Genomic DNA, 20611 nt, shown 5'->3' with positions numbered 1-20611 from the left:
GACATGAACCCCATCGACGACCAACCCTATCGCATGCTGATCGACGGCCGCTGGCAGGCCGGCGGCGAAGGCGCCCTGTTCCCCACCTACGATCCCGCCACGGGCGACGTCCTGGCACAGGTCCACGCCGCCACCGCGCGCGACGTGGACACGGCGGTCCGCGCGGCACGCCGCGCCTACGACGAACACTGGCGCGATACGACGCCGCGCGAACGGGCCCGGCTGCTGCGCCGGCTTGCGGCGCTGTTCGAGCGCGAAGTGGAGAAGCTCGCCTGGATCGAGACCCGCAACGTCGGCAAGCCCATCACCCATTCGCGCGAATCGCTGTCCGCCATGCCGGCCTCGCTGGACTATTTCGCCGGCATCATCCCGGCGGTACGAGGCGACACCATTCCCATGCTCAACCACGCCAGCGTGTTGAATTTCACGCTGCGCGAGCCGCTGGGCGTGTGCGCGCTGGTCATGCCATGGAACTACCCCATGACGCTGACGCTGCACAAGCTGGCGCCGGCGCTGGCGGCGGGCAACACGGTGGTGATCAAGCCCTCGGAGATCACGCCGCTCTCCACCCTGGCGCTGGCGGCGCTGTTCGCCGAGGCAGGCTTTCCGGATGGCGTGGTGAACGTCGTCAACGGCTCCGGCGCCAGCGTGGGCGAAGCGCTGGTGCGGCATCCGGGCGTCGCGCGCGTCTCGTTCACCGGAGGCACCGCCACCGGCGCCGCGATCCAGGCCGCGGCCGCCGCCGACGTCAAGCGCGTCACGCTGGAGCTGGGCGGCAAGTCGCCGCTGATCGTGTTCGACGACGCCGCGCTGGATGCGGCGGTGGACGTGGCGGTGGGCGACATCGTCAAGAATTCGGGCCAGGTCTGCATCGCCTGCACGCGGCTGCTGGTGCAGGACGGCATCCGCGAAGCCTTCCAGGCAAGACTGGAAACCCGCCTGGCCGCGATCCGGATGGGCGATCCGGCCGACCCGCAGACCCAGATGGGGCCGCTGGTCAGCCGCGCCCAGGCCGAACGCGTGCGTGCCTACCTCGACATCGCCCGGCAGGAAGGCGCCACGCCACGGTCCTACCCGGATCCGGCCAGCCGCCCGGAGACGGCGCGCGGCTTCTACGTCCCGCCCACGCTGCTGACCACGGCCGACAACGGCATGAGAACGTCGCAGGAAGAGATCTTCGGTCCCGTCCAGTCGCTGATCGGCTTCAAGGACGAGGCGCAGGCGCTGCGCCTCGCCAACGACACGCGCTATGGACTGGCCGCGGTCGTGTTCACCCGCGACGGTGGGCGCGCCCTGCGCATGGCCCGGCGCCTGGAATCCGGCAGCGTGGCCGTCAATACCGGCGTGAGGACGTCGGTGGACGCGCCCTTCGGCGGCTACAAGCACTCGGGCATCGGCAAGGAGCGGGGGCTGGAGGCCATCCTGGAGAACACCCAGCTCAAGAACGTGAAATACGACACCTCGCTATGAGGGCTGCCCGCGGCGCCCCACCCTTTCACCCCAGTACAAGGAGACAGGCATGACCACTTTCCACCGGACCCTGCTGCTCGGCGCCGCACTGGCCGCCGCCGCGCCCGCCATGGCCGACTATCCCGCCAAGCCCGTGCGGGTCGTGATCGGCTTCGCCCCCGGCGGCGCCTCGGACATCGCGTTCCGCATGGTGCAGGACGAACTGTCCAAGCGGCTCGGCCAGCCCGTGGTGCCGGAATACAAGCCCGGCGCGAACGGCAATATCGCCAACGACACGGTGGCCGCCGCCGCGCCCGACGGCTACACCGTGCTGTGGGCCAACGTCGGCCCGCTGGCGGTCAACCAGTACCTGTACGCCGGCAACAAGCTCGATCCGGCCAAGGCCTTCGCGCCGGTAACCCAGCTGACCGATTCGCCGCTGGTGGTGGTGGTTCCCAAGGACTCGCCCTACAAGACCATGGGCGACCTGATCGCCGCGGCCAGGAAAGGAACGCCGCTGGCCTACGGGTCCGCGGGCAACGGCAGCTCCATGCACATCGCCGGCGCCTCGCTCGCCCTCGCGCTGGGCGGATCCATGACTCACGTACCTTACAAGGGCAGCGGCCCCGCCATCCAGGACCTGTTGGCCGGCCGGCTGGATTTCATGGCCGACAGTCGCTCGACCACCAATCCGCACATCAAGAGCGGCACGCTGCGCGCGCTTGCCCTGACCGGTCCCAAGCGCGTGGAAGACCTGCCGGACGTGCCCACCGTGGCCGAGGCCGGCGTGCCGGGCTTCTCCGTCACCACCTGGCAGGCGGTGGTCGTTCCGGCCGGAACGCCGCGCCCCGTCATCGACAAGCTGGCCTCCGCCTTGCGCGACACGCTCAAGGACCCGGTCGTGCGCGAACGCTTCGCCTCCATCAATACGCCGCTGGTCGGCAGCACTCCCGACGAGTTCGCCGTGTTCCTGGACAAGGAACGCAAGGCCGCCAAGGAATTGATCGAACGGGCCAGGATCCGTATCGACTGAACCTGCCCGACCCCGACTCTTTACAACACTTGCGACAGGAATCATGGATCTAGGAATCAAGGACCGCACCGCATTCATCACCGGCGGCGCCGGCACGCTGGGGCTGGCGGTGGCTCAGCGCCTCGCCCGGGAACAGGCCCGGATCGTCATCTGCGACGCCAACGAAGAAGCCATTGCCCGTGCCGTGGGCATCCTGGAGGGCGAAGGCGCCCATGTGCTGGGGTGCCGTGCCGATGTCACCTCGCGCGACGAGGTCGGCGCGGCCGTGGCCCGGGCGCAGGAACGCTTCGGCGGCGTGGACATCCTGGTCAACAACGCCGGCTTCGCCCGCGATGCCTACCTGACCCGGATGAAGGAAGAAGACTGGCAGGCCGTGCTGGACGTCACGCTGCAAGGCGCCTTCCACTGTTCGCGCGCCGTGCTGCCCGGCATGATGCAGAACAGGTTCGGGCGCATCGTCAACATCGCCTCCCGCGCGCATCGCGGCAACCCGGGCCAGACCAATTACTCGGCGGCCAAGGCCGGCCTGATCGGCTTCACCCGTTCTCTGGCCCTGGAGTCGGGCAAGTTCGGGATCACGGCCAACGCCGTGGCCCCCGGCGTGATCTCCACGCCCCGGATGCGCCAGCGCGCCGACTACGAGACGCTGACCGAACGGGCCAGGCAGAACACGCCGGTCGCGCGCCTGGGCGACCCGGAGGACGTGGCGGCCACCGTCGCCTTCCTGGCCTCGACGCTGGCGGGCTTCATCACAGGCGAGACGGTGCACGTCACCGGCGGCCGCTCCTGAGGCCGGCATGGACATCGAACGCTACCTGCAAGAGGCGCTCTACTACGACGACCTCGAACCCGGCGGGCAATGGCTCAGCCCGCGCCGCACGGTCACCGAGGCGGACGTGGTCAATTTCGCCGGCCTGTCCGGCGACTACAACGCGCTGCACACCGACGCCGTCCACGCGGCGCAGCACCCCTTCGGCCAACGTGCCGCGCACGGCCTGCTGACGCTGGCGATTGCCTCGGGCCTGACGACACGCATGCCGGTCTACCGGCTGATGGACCCATCGCGGCTGGCGCTGACCGAACTGTCGTGCCGCTGGCGCAAGCCGGTGTTCATCGGCGACACGATCCAGGTCGCCCTGTCGGTGGGCGAGAAGCGGTTGTCCGGCAGGCGTCCCGGCACGGGCAAGGTCACGCTCGAGCGCACCGTGCTGAACCAGCATGGGGAGGTCGTCATGGAAAGCGCCTGGATCACCCTGATGAAACTTCGCGAGTCGCAGGCATGACGGCATCCGCAACGACGACGGCCGGCATTTCCTTCGCCGACCTCGACCGGCTCATGAAGCCGCGCTCGATCATGATCGTGGGCGCCTCGTCCACGCCCGGTTCCCTGGGCCACACGACGGTGGAGAATGTGCTGGAGCACTCCGACTTCCAGGGCGACGTCCATCTGGTCAACCCCCGCGGCGGCGAGCTCAAGGGACATGTGCTCCATCCCGACATCGACAGCGTCCCCGCCGGCCCCATCGACGTGGCGCTGCTGCTGGTGCCCGCCGAGGCCGTCCTGGACGCGCTGCGCCGCTGCGCCGCGCGCGGCGTGGGCACGGCCGTGGTCTTTACCGGCGGCTTCGGCGAGGTCGGCGACGACGGCAAGGCGGCCGAACGGGCCATGCGCGACCTGGCGCGCGACACGGGCATGCGCATCTACGGCCCCAACTGCGCGGGTCTGACCTCGCTGGCACCGCGCCTGGGCCTGACGTTCTCGACCGAGTTCCGCAACGACGGCCACGGCGGCCCGCTGGCGCTGGTCACGCAGGGCGGCGGGCTGGGACGATCGCTGATGCAGGGCAGCGACCGCGGCGTGCGCTTCGGCCGCTGGTTCTCCACCGGCAACGAAGTGGACCTGGACAGCGCCGACTTCATCGCGTGGCTGGCGCGGCAGGACGACGTGCGGGCGATCTGCGTGGTCATGGAGGGCATCAAGGACGGCGTCCGCTTCCTGGCCGCCATCCAAGCCGCCCACCGGGCGGGCAAGCCGGTCGCGGTGCTCAAGGTCGGCCGGTCGAGCTTCGGCGCCCAGGCCGCGCAATCGCACACGGCGTCACTGGCGGGCGAGGACGCGGTCAACGAGGCCGTGTTCGCCCAGTACGGCGTCATCCGCGTCGACGACCTGGATGAGATGCTGGACGTCGCCAGCCTGCTGGCACGAGCGGGCGGGCGCCCGTTCCGGCGCATCTGCGTGTACTCGTCGTCGGGCGGCGCGGGCGTGCTGGCGGCCGACATGATCAGCGCCGCGGGCCTGGAGATGGCGGAACTGTCTGCCGCCACGATCCAGGAGATGGCGCGCCATGCTCCGTCCTATGCCGCGCTGGCCAATCCCGTCGACCTGACCACCAAGGCCCTGACCGATACCGCGCTGGCCCGCCGCTGCCTGGTGCCGTTGTTCGCCGATCCCGGCATCGACGCGGTCATCTATCCGATCACGTCCAACTACGCCGCCACCACCGAAACCTCGGTGCGCAACCTGATGGACATCGCCCGCGAAGCGCCCATCCCGTTCGTCCCGGTCTGGATGAGCAGCCGGCGCGGCCCGGCCCACGACCTGCTCATCGAACAAGGTTTCGCGCCGCTCTACAGCCTGCGCAACGCCACGCGGGCCATGGCCCGCTGCGACGCCTACGTGCGCGCGCCACGGGAGCGGCTGGCCGGCCTGCCGCTGGCCGCTCCCGCCACGCCGGCGGCGGCCGGACCGTGGAACGAGGCGCAGGCCAAGGCCCTTTTCGCCCGGCACGGCATTCGCGTTCCCCGGGAGGCCACGGCGGCCACCGCGCGCGAGGCGGCGCAGGCGGCTACCCGGATAGGCTTTCCGGTGGCGCTCAAGCTGGTCGCCGACGGTGTGCAGCACAAAAGCGATGTCGGCGGCGTCGTGCTGGGCGTGCGGGACGAGGCCGCCGCCGAACGCGCCTTCGCCTCCATCATGGACGCGGCGGCACGGCACGGCGTGGCCGCGTCCGCGATACGCGGCGTCATCGTCGCGGAGATGGTGCGCGGTGGCATCGAAACCCTGGTCGGCGTGCATCGCGACGCGGTGTTCGGCCCCATGCTGTCCTTCGGCGCGGGCGGCGTGGCGGTGGAAATCGTGGCCGACGTGGCACGGTGCCGCCTGCCCGCCGACCGCCCGGCCATCGAAGCCATGGTGGACCAGACCCGGGTGGCGCGGCTGCTGCCGGCCCACCGCGGCCGGCCCGCCTACGACCGGAATGCCCTGGTCGACGCGATAGAAAGAACCGCGGCGCTCTTCCTGTCGCTGGGCGACGGCGTGGAAGCGCTGGAGATCAACCCCCTGCTCGTGCTCGAACAGGGCCAGGGCGCCGTCGCATTGGACGGCGTCATTCACTGATGATGGAATCCCGGATGATACGCAGCGAAATCGGCGGCGGCGACGCCCACCGCATCACCGTGCGAGGCCATGACCTCGTGCACGACCTGTTCGACAAACGCGACTTCATCGACGTGATGTCGCTGGAGCTGCTCGGCAGGTTTCCCGACGACAGGCTCAAGCGCATGCTCAACCTGTTCCTGGTCAGCGCCACCGATCATGGCCTGACCCCCAGCGCCCTGTCGGCGCGCCTGACGCTGCATGGCGCGCCCGAGGCCATGCAGGGCGCGCTGGCCGCCGGCCTGCTGGGCGCCGGCAGCCGTTTCCTGGGCGTGATCGAATACAGCGCGCGCTTCCTGCGCGATGCGCTGCCCCGGCAGGAAAGCTGGACCGACGAACAATTGCGCGAAGCCGCCGAGCGCTGCGTGCGCGAGACGCGCGCGGCCAAGCGCAAGATCCCCGGCGTGGGCCACCCCGTCCATGTGGACGGCGACCCGCGCTGCGAGAAGATGTTCGAGATCGCGCGCGACTGCGGCTACTACGGCACCTACTGCCGCTTCGCGGTGGAACTGGCGGCCGCCGCCAGCCGGGCCACTGGCCGCAAGATTCCGCTCAACGCCACGGGCGCCAAGGGCGCGATCACGCTGGACATGGGGCTGACGCCGGAGCAGGGCAAGGCGCTGACGTTGATCGGCCGCACGGCGGGCCTGATGGCGCACATTCTGGAGGAACAGCGCACCCCCCTGGGCCAGCAGGTGTGGGACATGGCGGCGGGCAAGCTGCAGGCCTGACCGCCTTCAGGGCTCCGCCGGCATCGGCCCACCGCGGAGCTCATCCACCCAGGCGCGCAGGGCCTCGATGGGCATGGGCCGCGCATACAGGAAGCCTTGCGCGTAGTGCACGCCCTGGGCGGCAAGATAGTCGCGCTGCCCGTGCGTCTCCACGCCCTCGGCCGTCAGCTCCACCCCCAGCCGCGCGGCCAGCCCGATGATCATCTCCAGCACCGAGGCATTGACCGCGTCCGTGCCGATGGCCGCCACGAAGCCGCGGTCGATCTTCAGGTAATCGACCGGGAACCGCTCCAGGTAGGCCAGCGAGCTGTGGCCCGTGCCGAAATCGTCGATGGCCAGCTTCACGCCGCTGGCGCTGAGCACGCCCATGTTCCGGTAGACCTGCTCGATGGGAGGCAAGGGCTCGCGCTCGGTGATCTCCAGCACGAAGTCCGCCGCCCCCGACCCGACCACCTTGCGCAGGCGGGCAACGTCGTCGACGATGCCCGGCTCCACCAGATGGCTGGCGGTGATGTTCAGGCCCACGCGGAATAGCGGCCCCATCGGACAGCGGCGCAGGTCGCGCCCCACCAGCTTGAACAGGTGCCGCGTCAGCGGAATCGCCAGGCCGCTGGACTCGGCCACGGCGAAGAACAGGTCCGGCCGCACCGCGCCCAGGCCCGGGCGGAACCAGCGCATCAGCGCCTCGGCACCCGCGCAGGACCCATCGCGCAGGTCGATGACCGGCTGGTAGTGGACCTCGAACTCGCCCCGCCGCATGCCGCGCCTGATGGCGGCCACCAGCGAGAACCGGTACTTCAGGAAGTGGTGGCACAGATAGCCCAGCAGCAGGGCAAGCAGCACGACGAAAGGCGCGTAGCTGCCCGCCAGCCGCTTCCGGTATTCGGCCAGCAGCGCGGCATCCGCCAGGGACCGCACCCGGAACGGATAGATCGTCGACACCACCTCCTGCACGGACGATGCGCCGGGCGGCGGGACGCCCGCGCGCCGGCCCGCCAGGCCTTGCCGGCCATCCAGCGACTCGATGCCGATCCGGTAGCGGCCGCTGCCGCCCACCGCGTCCAGGAGGTCCCGCAGATAGCGGCCGTCCACCGTGACGATGACGCCGTCCCCGGCCGCGTCCAGCCGGACCGCCATTACCGCGGGCCGGTCCGGGACCATGGGTGTGCCGGGAACGAAATGAAAGGACCGCCCCGGCGGCACTGCGCTGTCCGGCAGCAGTTGCGCCAGCGGCAGCGTGAAGGCGTCCGTGATCGAGGAACAATAGAGCACGCGGTGCCGCACCAGGACGATGGCGCGGAAGTAGGGCTGGAAGGCCGCATCGTGCAGGGTGGAGTCGGCCTCGGCGCAGGACTTGCCGGCCTGCGGCGCCATCTCCGCCGCCAGCCTGTCGGCCTCGGCGAAAATGGCATCGGCCTGGCGCATCACCACTTCGGCCGCGCCACGCGCGTCGTGGCGCGCCAGCAGGCCGGCCTGCATGTAGACGAAGGGCACCGCCACCGCGAGCGGCAAGGCGGCGGCGGCCGCCACCAGCAGCCACCTCAGCCACCACCGCTTGTCCTGCCGTTCCCCGGTCGTCACGCGCCCCCCTTGCACGTACCGATCATGGATCGCATCCTACCGTGCGGGCGGCACACCCCGCTACTGGAACGCGGTCTCCAGGAAGCTGCGCAACTTGCGCGAATGCAGCCGCTCGGGCGGCATCTTGCTCAGGATCTCCAGCGCCCGCAGCCCGATGTCCAGGTGCTGGCCCACCTGCCGGCGGTAGAACGCGCTGGCCATCCCCGGCAGCTTCAGCTCGCCGTGCAGGGGCTTGTCCGACACGCACAGCAAGGTGCCGTAGGGCACGCGGAAGCGAAAGCCATTGGCCGCGATGGTGGCCGACTCCATGTCCAGCGCGATGGCGCGCGACTGCGAGAAACGCTGCACCGGCTCCAGGTGCTCGCGCAGTTCCCAGTTGCGATTGTCTATGGTCGCCACCGTGCCGGTGCGCATGATGCGCTTGAGCTCCCAGCCCGACAGCCCGGCCACCTCTTCCACCGCCTGCTCCAGCGCCACCTGCACCTCGGCCAGCGGGGGAATCGGCACCCAGGTCGGCAGGTCCGCGTCCAGCACGTGGTCGTCGCGCACGTAGCCGTGTGCCAGCACGTAGTCGCCCAGCCGCTGCGAGGCCCGCAGCCCGGCGCAATGCCCCAGCATCAGCCAGGCATGCGGACGCAGCACGGCGATGTGGTCGGTGATGGTCTTGGCGTTGGACGGCCCCACGCCGATGTTGACCAGGGTGATGCCCGAATGCCCCTCGCGCACCAGGTGATAGGCGGGCATCTGCGGCAGCCGCGACATCGGCGCCGCCGGGTCCGGCAGCGGGTCGCCCGCGCGGGTGACGCGATTGCCCGGCTCGACCAGCGCGTCGTAGTGCCCCTGTGCCACCAGCGTGCGCGCGCGCAGGCAGAACTCGTCCACGTAGAACTGATAGTTGGTGAACAGCACGAAATTCTGGAAGTGCGAAGGCGCGGTGGCGGTGTAGTGCTGCAGGCGATGCAGCGAGTAGTCGATGCGCGGCGCCGTGAACGGGGCCAGCGGCTGCGGCCCGTCCGGCGGATGGCGGTGGGTGCCGTTGACGATGGCGTCGTCGGTGACCGCGAGGTCGGGCGTGTCGAACAGGTCCCGCAGGGGCCGCTTGAGCGCCTCGATGTCCTCGCCCTCGACATAGATGCCGTCGGGAAACGCGAAGTGCAGGGCGATGGGCACGTCGGATTCGCCGATCTCGACCGCGACGCCATGGTTCGCCATCAATTGCCGCAGCTGCTCGGTCAGGTAGGAGCGGAACAGCCTGGGTTTGGTGACGGTGGTCTGGTAGACGCCGGGCTCGGCCACGTGCCCATACGACAGGCGCGAATCCACCTCGTCGTAGGTGTCCACGCTGATCCGGATGAACGGATAGCAGGCGCGGAACCGCCCGGGCGAGGATGCCTGCGTGGCGACCACCTCGCGGAAGCTGTCGCACAGGAAGGCGGTATTGCGCGCGTAGATGTCGATCAGGCGCTGGACGGCGGCGTCGGGATCGCGGAAGGACTCGGTGGGCCAGGGGGCGGGATGGCGAAGGAGGACACTGGCGGGCGGGGTCATGATCGGAGTTGGAGAAGGTCCTGATATAGCTTAGCCTACCGCGGCCTGGCCGGTCCCGCGGCCTCGTACTACACTAGCCCGCCTTCGCAAGGAGTCCGTCATGCTGCTCGCGGTAATCGCGATCGCCGTCGGCGCCGCCGTCGGGGCGCTGCTGCGCTGGGTCCTGGGGCTGGGCCTGAACGCCCTGCTGCCCGCCATGCCACCTGGCACCCTGGCCGCCAACCTCATCGGCGCCTACATCATCGGCCTGGCCGTGGCCTATTTCGCCGGCAACCCGGCCCTGCCGCCGCATTGGCGGCTGCTGATCATCACCGGCTTCTGCGGCGGCCTGACCACCTTTTCCACCTTCTCGGCCGAACTGGTCGCCCTGATCCAGCAGCAGCGGCTGGGCTGGGTGGCCGCGACCATCCTGGTCCACGTGGGCGGTTCCGTCGCGATGACCTTGCTCGGCATCGCCACCTACGCCGGGTTGCGGCAGTCCTGACCCTGCAAGGAGACGCATCGTGAACGGTTTCCAACTGACTTTCTTCACCCGGCAGGACCGGCGCCACGGCGGCCAGCCCCTGGCCCACTGGCTGCTGGCCTTCGCCCAGGCCCAGGGCGCCCTGGGCGGCACCCTGCTGGACGCCCTGGCGAAAGAACCCATCGACCTGTTCTACGTGAAGCAGCCGGTGGAGTTCGGGCGGGTGGGCGCTCGGGCGCCGGCGGCGGGCTGAAACGCCAGGATCGGTTGCAACAAAAAACCCCGCCGGGTCGGGCGGGGTTCGGCTCGTCAGGCCGCCGTGCTGATGACGGCCTCGATGCGGTTGCCTTCCGGATCGATCACGAACGCCGCGTAGTAATCCGGGCCGTAGCGAGGCCGCAGCCCCGGAGCGCCATTGTCGACGGCCCCATGGCGCAGGGCCGCCTCGTGGAAACGGTCGACGGCATCCCGGCTTGGCGCGGAAAAAGCGAGGTGAAAGCCGGGCCCGGGTACGGCCCCGCCTTTCGGGCATTGCTTGAGCGCGAACTTGTCGCCCCCTCCGGGAAGGCCGTATCCGACGGCCTGCCTGTCGGGCTCGCCGTCGAAATCCGTCCAGACACGCTCGTACCCCAGAGGCCTGAGCACCGCATCATAAAAATCGGCGGCGGCACGCAGGTCGGCCACGCCGAAAGAAAGGTGATGGAGCATCGACGGGATGGCGCGCCCGTCAGAACGGGATGTCGTCGTCCATGTCGGCGAAGTTCGGCGCCGAGCTCGACTGCGAGGCCGGACGCTGGCCGCCGCCACCGCTGGCCGGACGGTTGGACGGGCGCTGGGCCGGCGCGGAGTCGCCATAGCCGCCGCCACCGCCGTAGCCGCCTTCGCCACCGCCGCCACCGCCTTCACGGCCGCCCAGCATCTGCATCTGGTCGGCGACGATCTCGGTCGTGTACTTGTCGGCGCCGGTGTCCTTGTCCTGCCACTTGCGGGTCTTCAGGCGGCCTTCGACATACACCGAACGGCCCTTCTTCAGGTATTCGCCGGCGATCTCGGCCAGGCGGTTGTAGAACACCACGCGGTGCCACTCGGTTTCCTCGCGGCGTTCGCCCGAGTTCTTGTCCTTCCATTGGGACGTGGTGGCGATGGACACGTTGCAGATCGCTGCGCCGTCGGGCGTGTAGCGAACTTCGGGGTCGCGGCCCAGGTTGCCGACCAGGATGACTTTGTTGACGGATGCCATTACCACACTCCTATTGACTGTATTCACCGGCCCGCGGCGAGGCGGGTGGATTGTAGCCACCCCCGCCCGGCGCGGCCACGGGCCACAAGAAAAAAAACATCATTGGTTGAAAATGCGCCGACCGCAATACGGTCTCGTGCGTAAATGGGACAGGAAGGGCTCAGGACGCGGGATGGGACACCCGCTCCGGCCGAGCGGTCCGCCTGGCGGGCAGGGGCTTCATCCCCCAGGCCGCCAGCAGCCATATTACCGCCAGCCCCGCCGCCGCCTGGAATACCGCCGCGGCCCCCAGGTGGGAGACCAGCCAGCCGCCCAGCGCCCCGCCGGCGAAGAGCCCGATGGCCTGGCTCGTATTATAGAAACCCAGGGCCAGCCCCTTCAGCGACGGCGGCGCCACGCGGGATACCAGCGAAGGCTGCATGGCCTCGAGGATGTTGAAGACGGAGAAGAAGGCGATCATGGCGCCCACCAGCCATCCATAGTGGTCCTGGGCCCACGGCAGGAACATGCACACCAGCACCAGCCCGGCGATCGCGCCCAGCAGGGTCTTGCGGTGGGTGGCGTAGCGTTCGGTGACGCCGATCACCGGCACCATGACGACGAACGAGGCCAGCACCACCGGCAGGTAGACCTTCCACAGGGTGGCCGTGTCCAGGCCGCCGGTGTGCACCAGCGCGGCGGGTACCACCACGAACAGGGCGACCTGGATCAGGTGCAGGGTGAAGACGCCCAGGTTCAGCCGCAGCAGGTCGGGGTGCGACAGCACGCTGGACATGGATGCGGGTTCGCCCCGCGGCGCGGGCGGCGCGGCCGGAACCACCCAGGCGGCCACGCCCAGCGCGGCCACGCCCAGCGCGGCGATGGTCCAGAACAGGCCGGTCAGCCCGCCCCAGCCCACCAGCACGGGAGCCAGCACCAGCGACACCGCGAAGGTCAGGCCGATCGAGGCGCCTATCATGGCCATGGCCTTGGTCCGCACCTCGTCGCGCGTGGCATCGGCCAGCCACGCCGTCACCGCCGCCGAAATCGCGCCCGAGCCCTGGATGGCCCGCCCGATCGTGATCCAGAACAGGTCGTCGGTCGTGGCGCAGACCACGCTGCCGGCGACGAACAGCACCAGTCCCATCACCACCACCGGCCGCCGGCCCCAGCGGTCCGAGGCCAGCCCGAACGGGATCTGCATGAACGCCTGGGTCAGCCCATACATGCCCAGCGCCAATCCCACCCTCGCCGGATCATTCCCCCCCGGCAAGGCCTTCGCCGCCACCGCGAACACCGGCAGCAGCAGGAACAACCCCAGCATCCGGCACATGAACAGCGCCGCCAGCGACAAGCTGGCGCGGCGCTCGAAAGGGGTCATCCGAAATGAAGTCATTGGGCCCCCCCGTACGCGCTGACGCGCGCCCCCCAGGGGGCGATGCCTGCGGACTGGCGGAGCCAGATCCGCGGCATCCTGAGTCGTGTAACCGTGTTTCGCAACGCGGGCCTTTGCCCGAAGGACAGTGACCGGCCGGCGGAACCGAACCCGCAATCCTCTGAATCCAATACGAGTCTCTTTGTCATGTCACCCATCGCCAACGCCGGCAGCCAGCGACAGCACCAGCGCCACATCCCAAGAAAGCCCCACTAGACCAGGGCACGGGGGATCCGGCTCCGCCGGTCCCCCGCCGCCCGCCCCCTGGGGGGCGCGCGTCAGCGCGTACGGGGGGGTTATATTACCAAGTTGGCTTTCGCCACCGCTCGCGTAAAGGTTTGCTTGATGGATGTCATCCGCATCAGGGGTGCGCGCACCCATAATCTGAAGAACGTCTCGCTGGAGTTGCCCCGCCACCAGCTTGTCGTGATCACTGGGCTATCCGGTTCGGGCAAATCCTCCCTGGCGTTCGATACCCTGTACGCGGAAGGCCAGCGGCGCTACGTGGAAAGCCTGTCCGCCTACGCCCGCCAGTTCCTGCAGTTGATGGACAAGCCCGAGGTCGACCTGATCGAGGGCCTGTCGCCGGCCATTTCCATCGAGCAGAAAGCCGCCAGCCACAACCCGCGCTCGACCGTGGGCACGGTCACGGAAATCCACGACTACCTGCGCCTGCTGTTCGCGCGGGTGGGCACGCCCTACTGCCCCGACCACCAATTGCCGCTGCAGGCGCAAAGCATCAGCCAGATGGTGGACATCACCCTGGCGCTGCCGGCCGAAAGCCGGTTGGCGATCCTGGCGCCGCTGGTACGCGACCGCAAGGGCAGCTTCGAGGACGAACTGGCCAGCCTGCAGGCCCAGGGCTTCGTGCGGGTGCGCGTGGACGGCCAGGTGCTGGACATCGACAGCGTCCCCCCGCTGAAGAAGACCGAGAAGCACAGCATCGACGTGGTGATCGACCGCCTGCGCGTGCGGCCCGAGGCCCAGCAGCGGCTGGCCGAGAGCTTCGAGACGGCCATCGGCCTGGCCGAGGGGCGGGCCATCGTGCTGGAGATGGACGCCGATGCCGATGGCCACGAACGCGAGCATCTGTTCTCCAGCCGCTATGCCTGTCCGGTATGCGGGCACAGCCTGCCGGAGCTCGAGCCCCGGCTGTTCAGCTTCAACAATCCCATCGGCGCCTGCCCCAGCTGCGACGGCATCGGCCACGTAGGCTTCTTCGATCCGAAACGGGTGGTGGCATTTCCCGAACTGAGCCTGGCCGGCGGCGCCATTCGCGGCTGGGACCGGCGCAACCCGTTCTACCATCAGTTGCTGACCAGCCTGGCGGCCTTCTACGACTTCGACGTGGACACGCCGTTCGAGGAACTGTCCGAGGACACCCAGCAGCGGGTGCTGTACGGCTCGGGCGACCAGGAAATCGCCTTCACCTACGTGAACGAGAAGGGACGCACGACCGTGCGCTCGCACCCTTTCGAGGGGGTGATTCCCAACCTCGAGCGCCGCTGGAAGGAAACCGACTCGGCCACGGTGCGCGAGGAACTGGGCAAGTACAGGAACGTGCGGACCTGCCCCGATTGCGGCGGCTCGCGGCTGCGCGCCGAGGCCCGCAACGTCCGCGTGGGCGAGGATGACCAGGGACGCGCGATCTACCAGCTGGAAGCCCTGCCGCTGTCCGACTGCCTGCACTGGTTCGAGGAACTGGCGCTGACCGGCGCCAAGCGCGAGATCGCCGACCGCATCGTGCGCGAGATTTCCGCCCGCCTGACCTTCCTGAACAACGTGGGGCTGAGCTACCTGTCGCTGGACCGCAGCGCCGATACCATCTCGGGCGGCGAGGCCCAGCGCATCCGCCTGGCCAGCCAGATCGGCTCGGGCCTGACCGGCGTGATGTACGTGCTGGACGAACCCTCCATCGGCCTGCACCAGCGCGACAACGACCGGCTGATCAGCACCCTGCGGCACCTGCGCAACCTCGGCAACAGCGTGATCGTGGTCGAGCACGACGAGGACATGATCCGCGAGGCCGACTGGGTCGTGGACATGGGCCCCGGCGCGGGCGAACACGGCGGGAAAGTCGTGGCGCAGGGATCGCCGGCCGACATCGTGGCCGACCCGCAGTCCCTGACCGGCCAATACCTCAGCGGCCAGAAGTCCATCGCCATCCCGCCCCGCCGGCCGGTGGCGGGCCAGGACGAACTGCCGTGGCTGGAGCTCAGGGGCTGTTCGGGCAACAACCTGAAAGGCGTGGACCTGCGCATCCCGGCGGGCCGCCTGGTCTGCATCACCGGGGTCTCGGGCTCGGGCAAGTCGACCCTGATCAACGACACGCTCGTCAACGTGGTCTCGCGCCACCTGTACAACAGCCAGACCGAGCCCGCGCCCTACGAGTCCATCGAGGGGCTGGAGCATTTCGACAAGATCATCAGCGTCGACCAGAGCCCGATCGGCCGCACGCCGCGCAGCAACCCGGCCACCTACACCGGCCTGTTCACCCCGATACGGGAGCTGTTCGCGGGCGTGCCGGAAGCCCGCGCCCGCGGCTACGATCCCGGCCGCTTCAGCTTCAACGTCAAGGGCGGCCGCTGCGAGGCCTGCCAGGGCGACGGCGTGGTCAAGGTGGAGATGCACTTCCTGCCCGACATCTACGTCCCCTGCGACGTCTGCCATGGCAGCCGCTACAACCGCGAAACGCTGGAAATCCGCTACCGCGGCCGCAACATCAGCGAGGTGCTGGACCTGACCGTCGAGCAGGCCCTGGAGTATTTCGAGGCCGTGCCGGCCATCGCCCGGCGGCTGCAGACGCTGATCGACGTGGGGCTGGGCTACATCCGCCTGGGACAAAGCGCCACCACCCTGTCGGGCGGCGAGGCGCAGCGGGTCAAGCTGTCACAGGAACTGTCCAAGCGCGGCACCGGCCGCACCCTTTACATCCTGGACGAACCCACCACCGGCCTGCATTTCCACGACATCTCGCTGCTGCTGGAAGTGATCGGGCACCTGGTGGACGCCGGCAACACCGTGGTCGTGATCGAGCACAACCTGGACGTCATCAAGACCGCGGACTGGATCATCGACATGGGTCCGGAAGGCGGCGACGGCGGCGGCAGCATCGTGGCCCAGGGCACGCCCGAGGAGATCGCGCAGGCGCCCGGCAGCCATACCGGCAGCTATCTGAAGAAATTCCTGGCCGCCGGCGCCCCTTCCGCGCCGGCCAGGGCGGCGCGCGCGCCCCGGCGCAAGGCCGGCTGACGCGCCAGGCCCGGCCGGCCCCCGAAGGCCGGGCCGCTTACTCGTCGAATTCGCAGACGGTGTAGAGGTTCAGTCCCGAATCGCGTATCGCCTTCGATCCGCCCAACCGCGGCAGGTCGATGACGGCGGCCGCCTCGACCACGTTGGCCCCCAGCCGCTGCAGCAGCTTCATGCCGGCCAGCATGGTGCCGCCGGTGGCGACCAGGTCGTCCACCAGCACGACCCGTTGCCCGGGGCGCACGGCGTCGGCATGCATCTCCACCGTCGAACTGCCGTATTCCAGGGCATATTGCTCGGCGATGGTGTCGTAGGGAAGCTTGCCCTTCTTGCGCACGGGCACGAAACCGAGGTTCAGCTCGTGCGCGATCACGCTGCCCACGATGAATCCCCGCGCATCGATGCCCGCCACCAGGTCCAGGCGCTGGTTCATGTAGCGGTAGACGAACAGCTCGATCAGCACGCGGAAGCTGCGCGGGTCCTGCAGCAGCGGCGTGATGTCCCGGAACTGCACGCCGGGCTCGGGCCAGTCGGGCACCGTGCGTATGCGGTCTCGGATGTAGTTCGGGTCCAGGAACATGGCGGGCTCGGACAGGAAGGAATCGGAGGAAACCGGGATGGGAGGCCCCGGCGACACAGGACGCCACTGTAACGCAAAGAGCGTGAAGCAAGGATCGTGCCCTTGCTACTATACTGGTAGATCGTCGCAATTGAATGACCGTTGCCGCGCAAGGCGACACGAGGCGCGTTTTTCGCTGCCCGCCCTTCCACGGTACCGGCTCAGACCCATCATGAACACCTCAGACAACGGCACGTCCAACGTATACGTTCCCGGCGCTTCCGGCCCCGTCGACATCATCGATTCGGCCCGCAGCACCCTGGCGGTGGAAATCGAGGCGCTCAAGGCCCTGTCCAGCCGCCTGGACCGCACGTTCGTGCGCGCGGTCGACATCCTGCTGGCCTGCCCCGGACGCGTGGTGGTCAGCGGCATCGGCAAGTCCGGGCACATCGCCCGCAAGGTCGCCGCCACGTTCGCCTCGACCGGCACGCCGGCCTTCTTCGTCCACGCGGCCGAGGCCGTCCACGGCGACCTGGGCATGATCACCGCCAACGACGTGCTGGTCACGATATCGTATTCGGGCACGACGGCCGAACTGCTGACCATCGTGCCCGTCGTCAAGCGCCTGGGATCGCCGCTGATCGCGATCACCGGCAACCCGGATTCCGAACTGGCCCAGCTCGCCGACGTGCACCTGGACGCCAGCGTGCCCCAGGAAGCCTGCCCGCTGAACCTCGCCCCCACCGCCAGCACCACGACCGCGCTGGCGCTGGGCGACGCGCTGGCGGTGGCCTGCCTCGAGGCGCGCGGCTTCGGCCCAGAGGATTTCGCCCGGTCCCACCCGGGCGGCGCCCTGGGCCGCCGCCTGCTGACCCATGTCAGCGACGTCATGCGCACCGGCAAGGACCTGCCCATCGTGCCGGTCACGGCCTCGGTCACCGAAGCCCTGGTGGAAATCACCCGCAAGAGCATGGGCATGACCGCAGTCCTCGACGGCGACCGGGTGGTCGGCATCTTCACCGATGGCGACCTGCGCCGCCTGATCGAGCGCGAAGGCGACATCCGCAACCTGACCGTGGTCGCCGGCATGACGCGCAACCCCCTTCACATCGGTCCTGACGCGCTCGCCACCGAGGCAGCCGCGCTGATGGACGACAACCGCAAGAACCAGTTGCTGGTGCTCGACGCCACCGGCAGGCTGGTCGGCGCCCTCCATACCCACGACCTGATGGCAGCAAAGGTGCTCTGAGTTCCATGGCGATCCCCCTCACTCCCCATCCGGCCGAAGCCCTGATCCTGGCCCGCGTGCCGCAAGACGTGCGCGAACGCGTCTCCCGGCTGCGACTGATGATCTTCGACGTCGACGGCGTCCTGACCGACGGCCGCCTCTACTACGGCGAGCACGGCGAGACCGTGAAGCGCTTCCATGCGCTGGACGGCTTCGGGCTGCGCATGCTGCACGAAAGCGGCATCGAGGTCGTGTTCATGACCGGGCGCGACTCGCCCACCGTATCGCGGCGCGCCGCCGAGCTGGGCATCTCCGAGGTCCAGCAGGGCGTGCGCGACAAGAGCGCGGCCGTGACCGCGCTGGCGCAGCGCTGCAACGTCGAGCTGGACGCGGTCGGCTTCATGGGCGACGACATCATCGACCTGGCCGCCATGCAGCGCGTGGGCTTCGCCGCCAGCGTGGCGGAAGCGCCGGTCTACGTCGCCCAGGCCGCCCACTGGGTGGCCACCCGCCCCGCCGGAGATGGCGCGGCACGCGAGTGCTGCGACCTGATCCTGGCCGCGCAGGGCCGGCTGGGCGGCTACATCACCAGCCGCACCCGCACGACCATCACCGCCGGATCCTCTCCCCAATGAAAGACCGACTCGCCTCCGGGGTATCGATCGCGCTGCTGGCCGCCCTGGTGGCCGGCACGTGGTGGGCGGCCGACTATGCCAAGCGGGCGGTCAAGGAAGATCCTCCGCGCCGGCTGACCCACGAGATCGACTCCTTCGTCGAGCAGTTCGTCATGGTCCGCAGCGACGAGCACGGCATGCCGATGACGCGCATGGAAGGCGACCGGCTGGAGCACTACCCGGACGACGACTCCTCGGAAGTCACGCAGTTCCGCGCGGTCAGCCAGCGCACCGAGCGGCCGACCATGACGGCGACCTCGCAGCACGCCAGGATGGACCAGGACGGCGCGCGCGTGGTCATGCGCGGCGACGTCCAGTTGCGGAGGCTGGCCGGGCAGGGACGTCCCGAGCTCGACATACGCAGCGAGGAAGTCACCCTGCTGCCCGACGAGGATGTCGCCTACACGGACCTGCCCGCCACCGTGGTCAACGGCACCACGCGCATACAGGGACGCGGCATGCGCTATGACAACGTCTCGCGCGAACTGAAGGTCAACGAGCAGACGCGGGTGCAGATCGTGCCGGGCAGCACGCGGCCGGCCGCTCCCTCGGCCCGACAGCCATCCAAAGGATAGAAACACCGTGCCACATCACCGATTTTCCCGATACGCCGCCCAGGCCATGCTCGCCCTGGCGGCCCTCGCCTGCGGCGCCCAGGCGCTCGCGGCCGCCGCCGACCGCAACCAGCCGACGACGGTGGATGCCGACGCGCTGCGCTACGACGACCTGAAGCAGACCAGCATCTTCACCGGCAACGTCGTGCTGACCAAGGGCTCGCTGATCCTGCGCGCCGACCGCCTCGAGCTGCGCGAGGACGCCGAGGGCTACCAGTTCGGCGTCGCCACCGCCAACGGCGGCAAGCTTGTCAACGTGCGCCAGCGGCGCGAAGGCACGGACGAATACGTCGAGGGCGTGGCCGAACGCGTCGAGTACGACGGACGCGGCGAGCTGATCCATTTCATCTCGAAGGCGGTCGTCAAGCGCCTGGCCTGCGAACAGATGGTCGACGAAGTGCGCGGCCAGCGCGTGACCTACAACCAGCGCACCGATACCTACACCGCCACCGGCGGGCCGCAAGCCCCGACGTCCAACCAGCGCGTGCGCACCATCATCCAGCCGCGCGGCCAGACGGCCGCCGGCGCGCCGGCGGCGGGCTGCGGCGCCCCGACCTCGGGCAAGGCGGCACAATGAACGCGCCGCTCGTCGAGGCCGGAACGCCGGCCGGGGCGCCGCGCGCCGAAGAGTCCGCCCGGGGCGACGGCCGCCTGCGGGCCGAAGGCCTGCGCAAGTCCTATCAAGGACGCACGGTGGTCAAGAACGTGTCGCTGCACGTGGACGGCGGCGAGGTGGTGGGACTGCTGGGCCCCAACGGCGCGGGCAAGACCACCTGCTTCTACATGATCGTCGGACTGGTGCCCGCCGACGCCGGCAGCATAGATATCGATCGCGTCTCGGTCACCAGCCTGCCCATCCACAAGCGCGCGCGGCTGGGGCTTTCCTACCTGCCCCAGGACGCCTCGGTCTTCCGCCGGCTCAACGTCGAACAGAACATCCGCGCGGTGCTCGAGCTGCAGCGCAACGAACAGGGCGCGCCGCTGGACGCGAAACAGGTGAACGAAAGCCTGGAATCGCTGCTGGACGAATTGCAGATCGGACACATCCGCAGCAACGCCGCAATCTCGCTGTCCGGCGGCGAACGCCGCCGCGTCGAGATCGCGCGCGCGCTCGCCACCAATCCGCGCTTCATCCTGCTGGACGAACCCTTCGCCGGCGTGGACCCCATCGCCGTCATCGAGATCCAGCGCATCGTGCGCTTCCTCAAGGGACGCGGCATAGGCGTGCTCATCACCGATCACAACGTGCGCGAGACCCTGGGCATCTGCGACCGCGCCTACATCATCAGCGACGGCACGGTACTGGCCAGCGGACACCCCGAGGAGATCGTCGGCGATCCGGCCGTGCGGCGGGTCTACCTCGGAGAACACTTCCGCATGTAAGCGGTGCCC

General features: G+C 69.3%; 20 protein-coding genes. 14 read left to right on the top strand and 6 right to left on the bottom strand.

The genetic code is table 11. The features are described from left to right. Positions 1–3: 3 nt before the first annotated feature. The 6 genes from N5K27_RS24010 to N5K27_RS23985 are packed head-to-tail and all read left to right on the top strand — an operon-like array spanning position 4 to position 6649. On the top strand, positions 4–1470 hold the full coding sequence (locus N5K27_RS24010; RefSeq protein ID WP_279819586.1) for an aldehyde dehydrogenase family protein: 1467 nt from the start codon (positions 4–6) through the stop codon (positions 1468–1470). A gap of 49 nt (positions 1471–1519) precedes the next feature. Then, positions 1520–2482, top strand: a complete 963-nt coding sequence (locus N5K27_RS24005; RefSeq protein ID WP_279819583.1) for a tripartite tricarboxylate transporter substrate binding protein — start codon at positions 1520–1522, stop codon at positions 2480–2482. A gap of 43 nt (positions 2483–2525) precedes the next feature. Continuing rightward, the gene (gene fabG, locus N5K27_RS24000) at positions 2526–3272 is read left to right on the top strand and encodes a 3-oxoacyl-ACP reductase FabG (RefSeq protein ID WP_087837536.1); all 747 of its coding nucleotides are present in this window, start codon (positions 2526–2528) and stop codon (positions 3270–3272) included. A gap of 7 nt (positions 3273–3279) precedes the next feature. Beyond that, a complete protein-coding gene (locus tag N5K27_RS23995) occupies positions 3280–3765 on the top strand; it encodes a MaoC/PaaZ C-terminal domain-containing protein (protein ID WP_087837535.1) in 486 nt (161 codons plus the stop codon). After that, the gene (locus N5K27_RS23990) at positions 3762–5879 is read left to right on the top strand and encodes an acetate--CoA ligase family protein (protein WP_279819579.1); all 2118 of its coding nucleotides are present in this window, start codon (positions 3762–3764) and stop codon (positions 5877–5879) included. Before N5K27_RS23995 ends, N5K27_RS23990 begins: the two co-directional genes overlap by 4 nt. 14 nt (positions 5880–5893) lie before the next feature. Further along, complete coding sequence (locus N5K27_RS23985; protein WP_279819576.1) at positions 5894–6649, top strand: citryl-CoA lyase; 756 nt, start codon at positions 5894–5896, stop codon at positions 6647–6649. A 6-nt stretch (positions 6650–6655) separates the two neighbouring features. Here the strand turns inward: N5K27_RS23985 and N5K27_RS23980 are convergent, their stop codons facing one another. Further along, entirely contained in the window at positions 6656–8230 is a 1575-nt protein-coding gene (locus N5K27_RS23980; protein ID WP_279819573.1) for an EAL domain-containing protein, read from the bottom strand. A gap of 60 nt (positions 8231–8290) precedes the next feature. Then, positions 8291–9778, bottom strand: a complete 1488-nt coding sequence (locus N5K27_RS23975) for an AMP nucleosidase (RefSeq protein ID WP_087837531.1) — start codon at positions 9776–9778, stop codon at positions 8291–8293. 100 nt (positions 9779–9878) lie between these two features. On the opposite strand from N5K27_RS23975, the gene crcB reads away from it, so the two are divergent. Together crcB and N5K27_RS23965 are read left to right on the top strand one after the other, a co-directional pair. Further along, positions 9879–10262 carry a fluoride efflux transporter CrcB gene (gene crcB / locus N5K27_RS23970; RefSeq protein WP_132979078.1) on the top strand — a complete coding sequence of 128 codons (384 nt, stop codon included), beginning with the start codon at positions 9879–9881 and terminating at the stop codon, positions 10260–10262. Positions 10263–10281: 19 nt separating this feature from the next. Beyond that, entirely contained in the window at positions 10282–10494 is a 213-nt protein-coding gene (locus N5K27_RS23965) for a hypothetical protein (RefSeq protein WP_087837529.1), read from the top strand. 56 nt (positions 10495–10550) lie between these two features. On the opposite strand, the gene N5K27_RS23960 is transcribed toward N5K27_RS23965, so the two are convergent. The 3 genes from N5K27_RS23960 to N5K27_RS23950 form a co-directional block, all read right to left on the bottom strand. Continuing rightward, positions 10551–10949, bottom strand: a complete 399-nt coding sequence (locus N5K27_RS23960) for a VOC family protein (RefSeq protein ID WP_087837528.1) — start codon at positions 10947–10949, stop codon at positions 10551–10553. Between the two features lie 19 nt (positions 10950–10968). Beyond that, positions 10969–11481 (bottom strand): single-stranded DNA-binding protein, encoded by a 513-nt coding sequence (ssb, locus tag N5K27_RS23955; RefSeq protein WP_087837527.1) that lies wholly within the window; start codon positions 11479–11481, stop codon positions 10969–10971. 160 nt (positions 11482–11641) lie between these two features. Continuing rightward, positions 11642–12856 carry an MFS transporter gene (locus N5K27_RS23950; protein ID WP_243724382.1) on the bottom strand — a complete coding sequence of 405 codons (1215 nt, stop codon included), beginning with the start codon at positions 12854–12856 and terminating at the stop codon, positions 11642–11644. Between the two features lie 384 nt (positions 12857–13240). Here N5K27_RS23950 and uvrA point away from each other — a divergent pair, with 384 nt between their 5' ends. Next, on the top strand, positions 13241–16147 hold the full coding sequence (gene uvrA / locus N5K27_RS23945) for an excinuclease ABC subunit UvrA (RefSeq protein ID WP_087837525.1): 2907 nt from the start codon (positions 13241–13243) through the stop codon (positions 16145–16147). A 37-nt stretch (positions 16148–16184) separates the two neighbouring features. Here the strand turns inward: uvrA and N5K27_RS23940 are convergent, their stop codons facing one another. Next, positions 16185–16724 (bottom strand): adenine phosphoribosyltransferase, encoded by a 540-nt coding sequence (locus tag N5K27_RS23940; protein WP_087837659.1) that lies wholly within the window; start codon positions 16722–16724, stop codon positions 16185–16187. A gap of 211 nt (positions 16725–16935) precedes the next feature. On the opposite strand from N5K27_RS23940, the gene N5K27_RS23935 reads away from it, so the two are divergent. Genes N5K27_RS23935 through lptB form a run of 5 tightly spaced genes read left to right on the top strand, consistent with a single transcriptional unit; the run spans position 16936 to position 20602 of the window. Continuing rightward, on the top strand, positions 16936–17952 hold the full coding sequence (locus N5K27_RS23935; protein WP_087837524.1) for a KpsF/GutQ family sugar-phosphate isomerase: 1017 nt from the start codon (positions 16936–16938) through the stop codon (positions 17950–17952). 5 nt (positions 17953–17957) lie between these two features. Further along, positions 17958–18566, top strand: a complete 609-nt coding sequence (locus N5K27_RS23930) for an HAD hydrolase family protein (RefSeq protein ID WP_087837523.1) — start codon at positions 17958–17960, stop codon at positions 18564–18566. Then, complete coding sequence (gene lptC, locus N5K27_RS23925; RefSeq protein ID WP_087837522.1) at positions 18563–19180, top strand: LPS export ABC transporter periplasmic protein LptC; 618 nt, start codon at positions 18563–18565, stop codon at positions 19178–19180. Before N5K27_RS23930 ends, lptC begins: the two co-directional genes overlap by 4 nt. A gap of 7 nt (positions 19181–19187) precedes the next feature. Beyond that, the gene (lptA, locus tag N5K27_RS23920) at positions 19188–19796 is read left to right on the top strand and encodes a lipopolysaccharide transport periplasmic protein LptA (protein WP_132979081.1); all 609 of its coding nucleotides are present in this window, start codon (positions 19188–19190) and stop codon (positions 19794–19796) included. Further along, entirely contained in the window at positions 19793–20602 is an 810-nt protein-coding gene (gene lptB, locus N5K27_RS23915; protein ID WP_087837520.1) for an LPS export ABC transporter ATP-binding protein, read from the top strand. Before lptA ends, lptB begins: the two co-directional genes overlap by 4 nt. Positions 20603–20611 lie beyond the last annotated feature (9 nt).

It is taken from the genome of Pigmentiphaga sp. GD03639 (assembly GCF_029845405.1).
Lineage (GTDB): Bacteria > Pseudomonadota > Gammaproteobacteria > Burkholderiales > Burkholderiaceae_B > Pigmentiphaga > Pigmentiphaga daeguensis.
Note: the sequence above shows the minus strand (reverse complement) of the source record. Positions and strands in the feature narration are given on the sequence as shown.

Bases quoted from the DNA above. Each gene is read 5' to 3' on its own strand.
- N5K27_RS24010 (WP_279819586.1), top strand. From the start codon at position 4: ATGAACCCCATCGACGACCAACCCTATCGCATGCTGATCGACGGCCGC.
- N5K27_RS24005 (WP_279819583.1), top strand. From the start codon at position 1,520: ATGACCACTTTCCACCGGACCCTGCTGCTCGGCGCCGCACTGGCCGCC.
- fabG (WP_087837536.1), top strand. From the start codon at position 2,526: ATGGATCTAGGAATCAAGGACCGCACCGCATTCATCACCGGCGGCGCC.
- N5K27_RS23995 (WP_087837535.1), top strand. From the start codon at position 3,280: ATGGACATCGAACGCTACCTGCAAGAGGCGCTCTACTACGACGACCTC.
- N5K27_RS23990 (WP_279819579.1), top strand. From the start codon at position 3,762: ATGACGGCATCCGCAACGACGACGGCCGGCATTTCCTTCGCCGACCTC.
- N5K27_RS23985 (WP_279819576.1), top strand. From the start codon at position 5,894: ATGATACGCAGCGAAATCGGCGGCGGCGACGCCCACCGCATCACCGTG.
- N5K27_RS23975 (WP_087837531.1), bottom strand. From the start codon at position 9,778: ATGACCCCGCCCGCCAGTGTCCTCCTTCGCCATCCCGCCCCCTGGCCC.
- crcB (WP_132979078.1), top strand. From the start codon at position 9,879: ATGCTGCTCGCGGTAATCGCGATCGCCGTCGGCGCCGCCGTCGGGGCG.
- N5K27_RS23960 (WP_087837528.1), bottom strand. From the start codon at position 10,949: ATGCTCCATCACCTTTCTTTCGGCGTGGCCGACCTGCGTGCCGCCGCC.
- ssb (WP_087837527.1), bottom strand. From the start codon at position 11,481: ATGGCATCCGTCAACAAAGTCATCCTGGTCGGCAACCTGGGCCGCGAC.
- N5K27_RS23950 (WP_243724382.1), bottom strand. From the start codon at position 12,856: ATGACTTCATTTCGGATGACCCCTTTCGAGCGCCGCGCCAGCTTGTCG.
- uvrA (WP_087837525.1), top strand. From the start codon at position 13,241: ATGGATGTCATCCGCATCAGGGGTGCGCGCACCCATAATCTGAAGAAC.
- N5K27_RS23940 (WP_087837659.1), bottom strand. From the start codon at position 16,724: ATGTTCCTGGACCCGAACTACATCCGAGACCGCATACGCACGGTGCCC.
- N5K27_RS23935 (WP_087837524.1), top strand. From the start codon at position 16,936: ATGAACACCTCAGACAACGGCACGTCCAACGTATACGTTCCCGGCGCT.
- N5K27_RS23930 (WP_087837523.1), top strand. From the start codon at position 17,958: ATGGCGATCCCCCTCACTCCCCATCCGGCCGAAGCCCTGATCCTGGCC.
- lptC (WP_087837522.1), top strand. From the start codon at position 18,563: ATGAAAGACCGACTCGCCTCCGGGGTATCGATCGCGCTGCTGGCCGCC.
- lptB (WP_087837520.1), top strand. From the start codon at position 19,793: ATGAACGCGCCGCTCGTCGAGGCCGGAACGCCGGCCGGGGCGCCGCGC.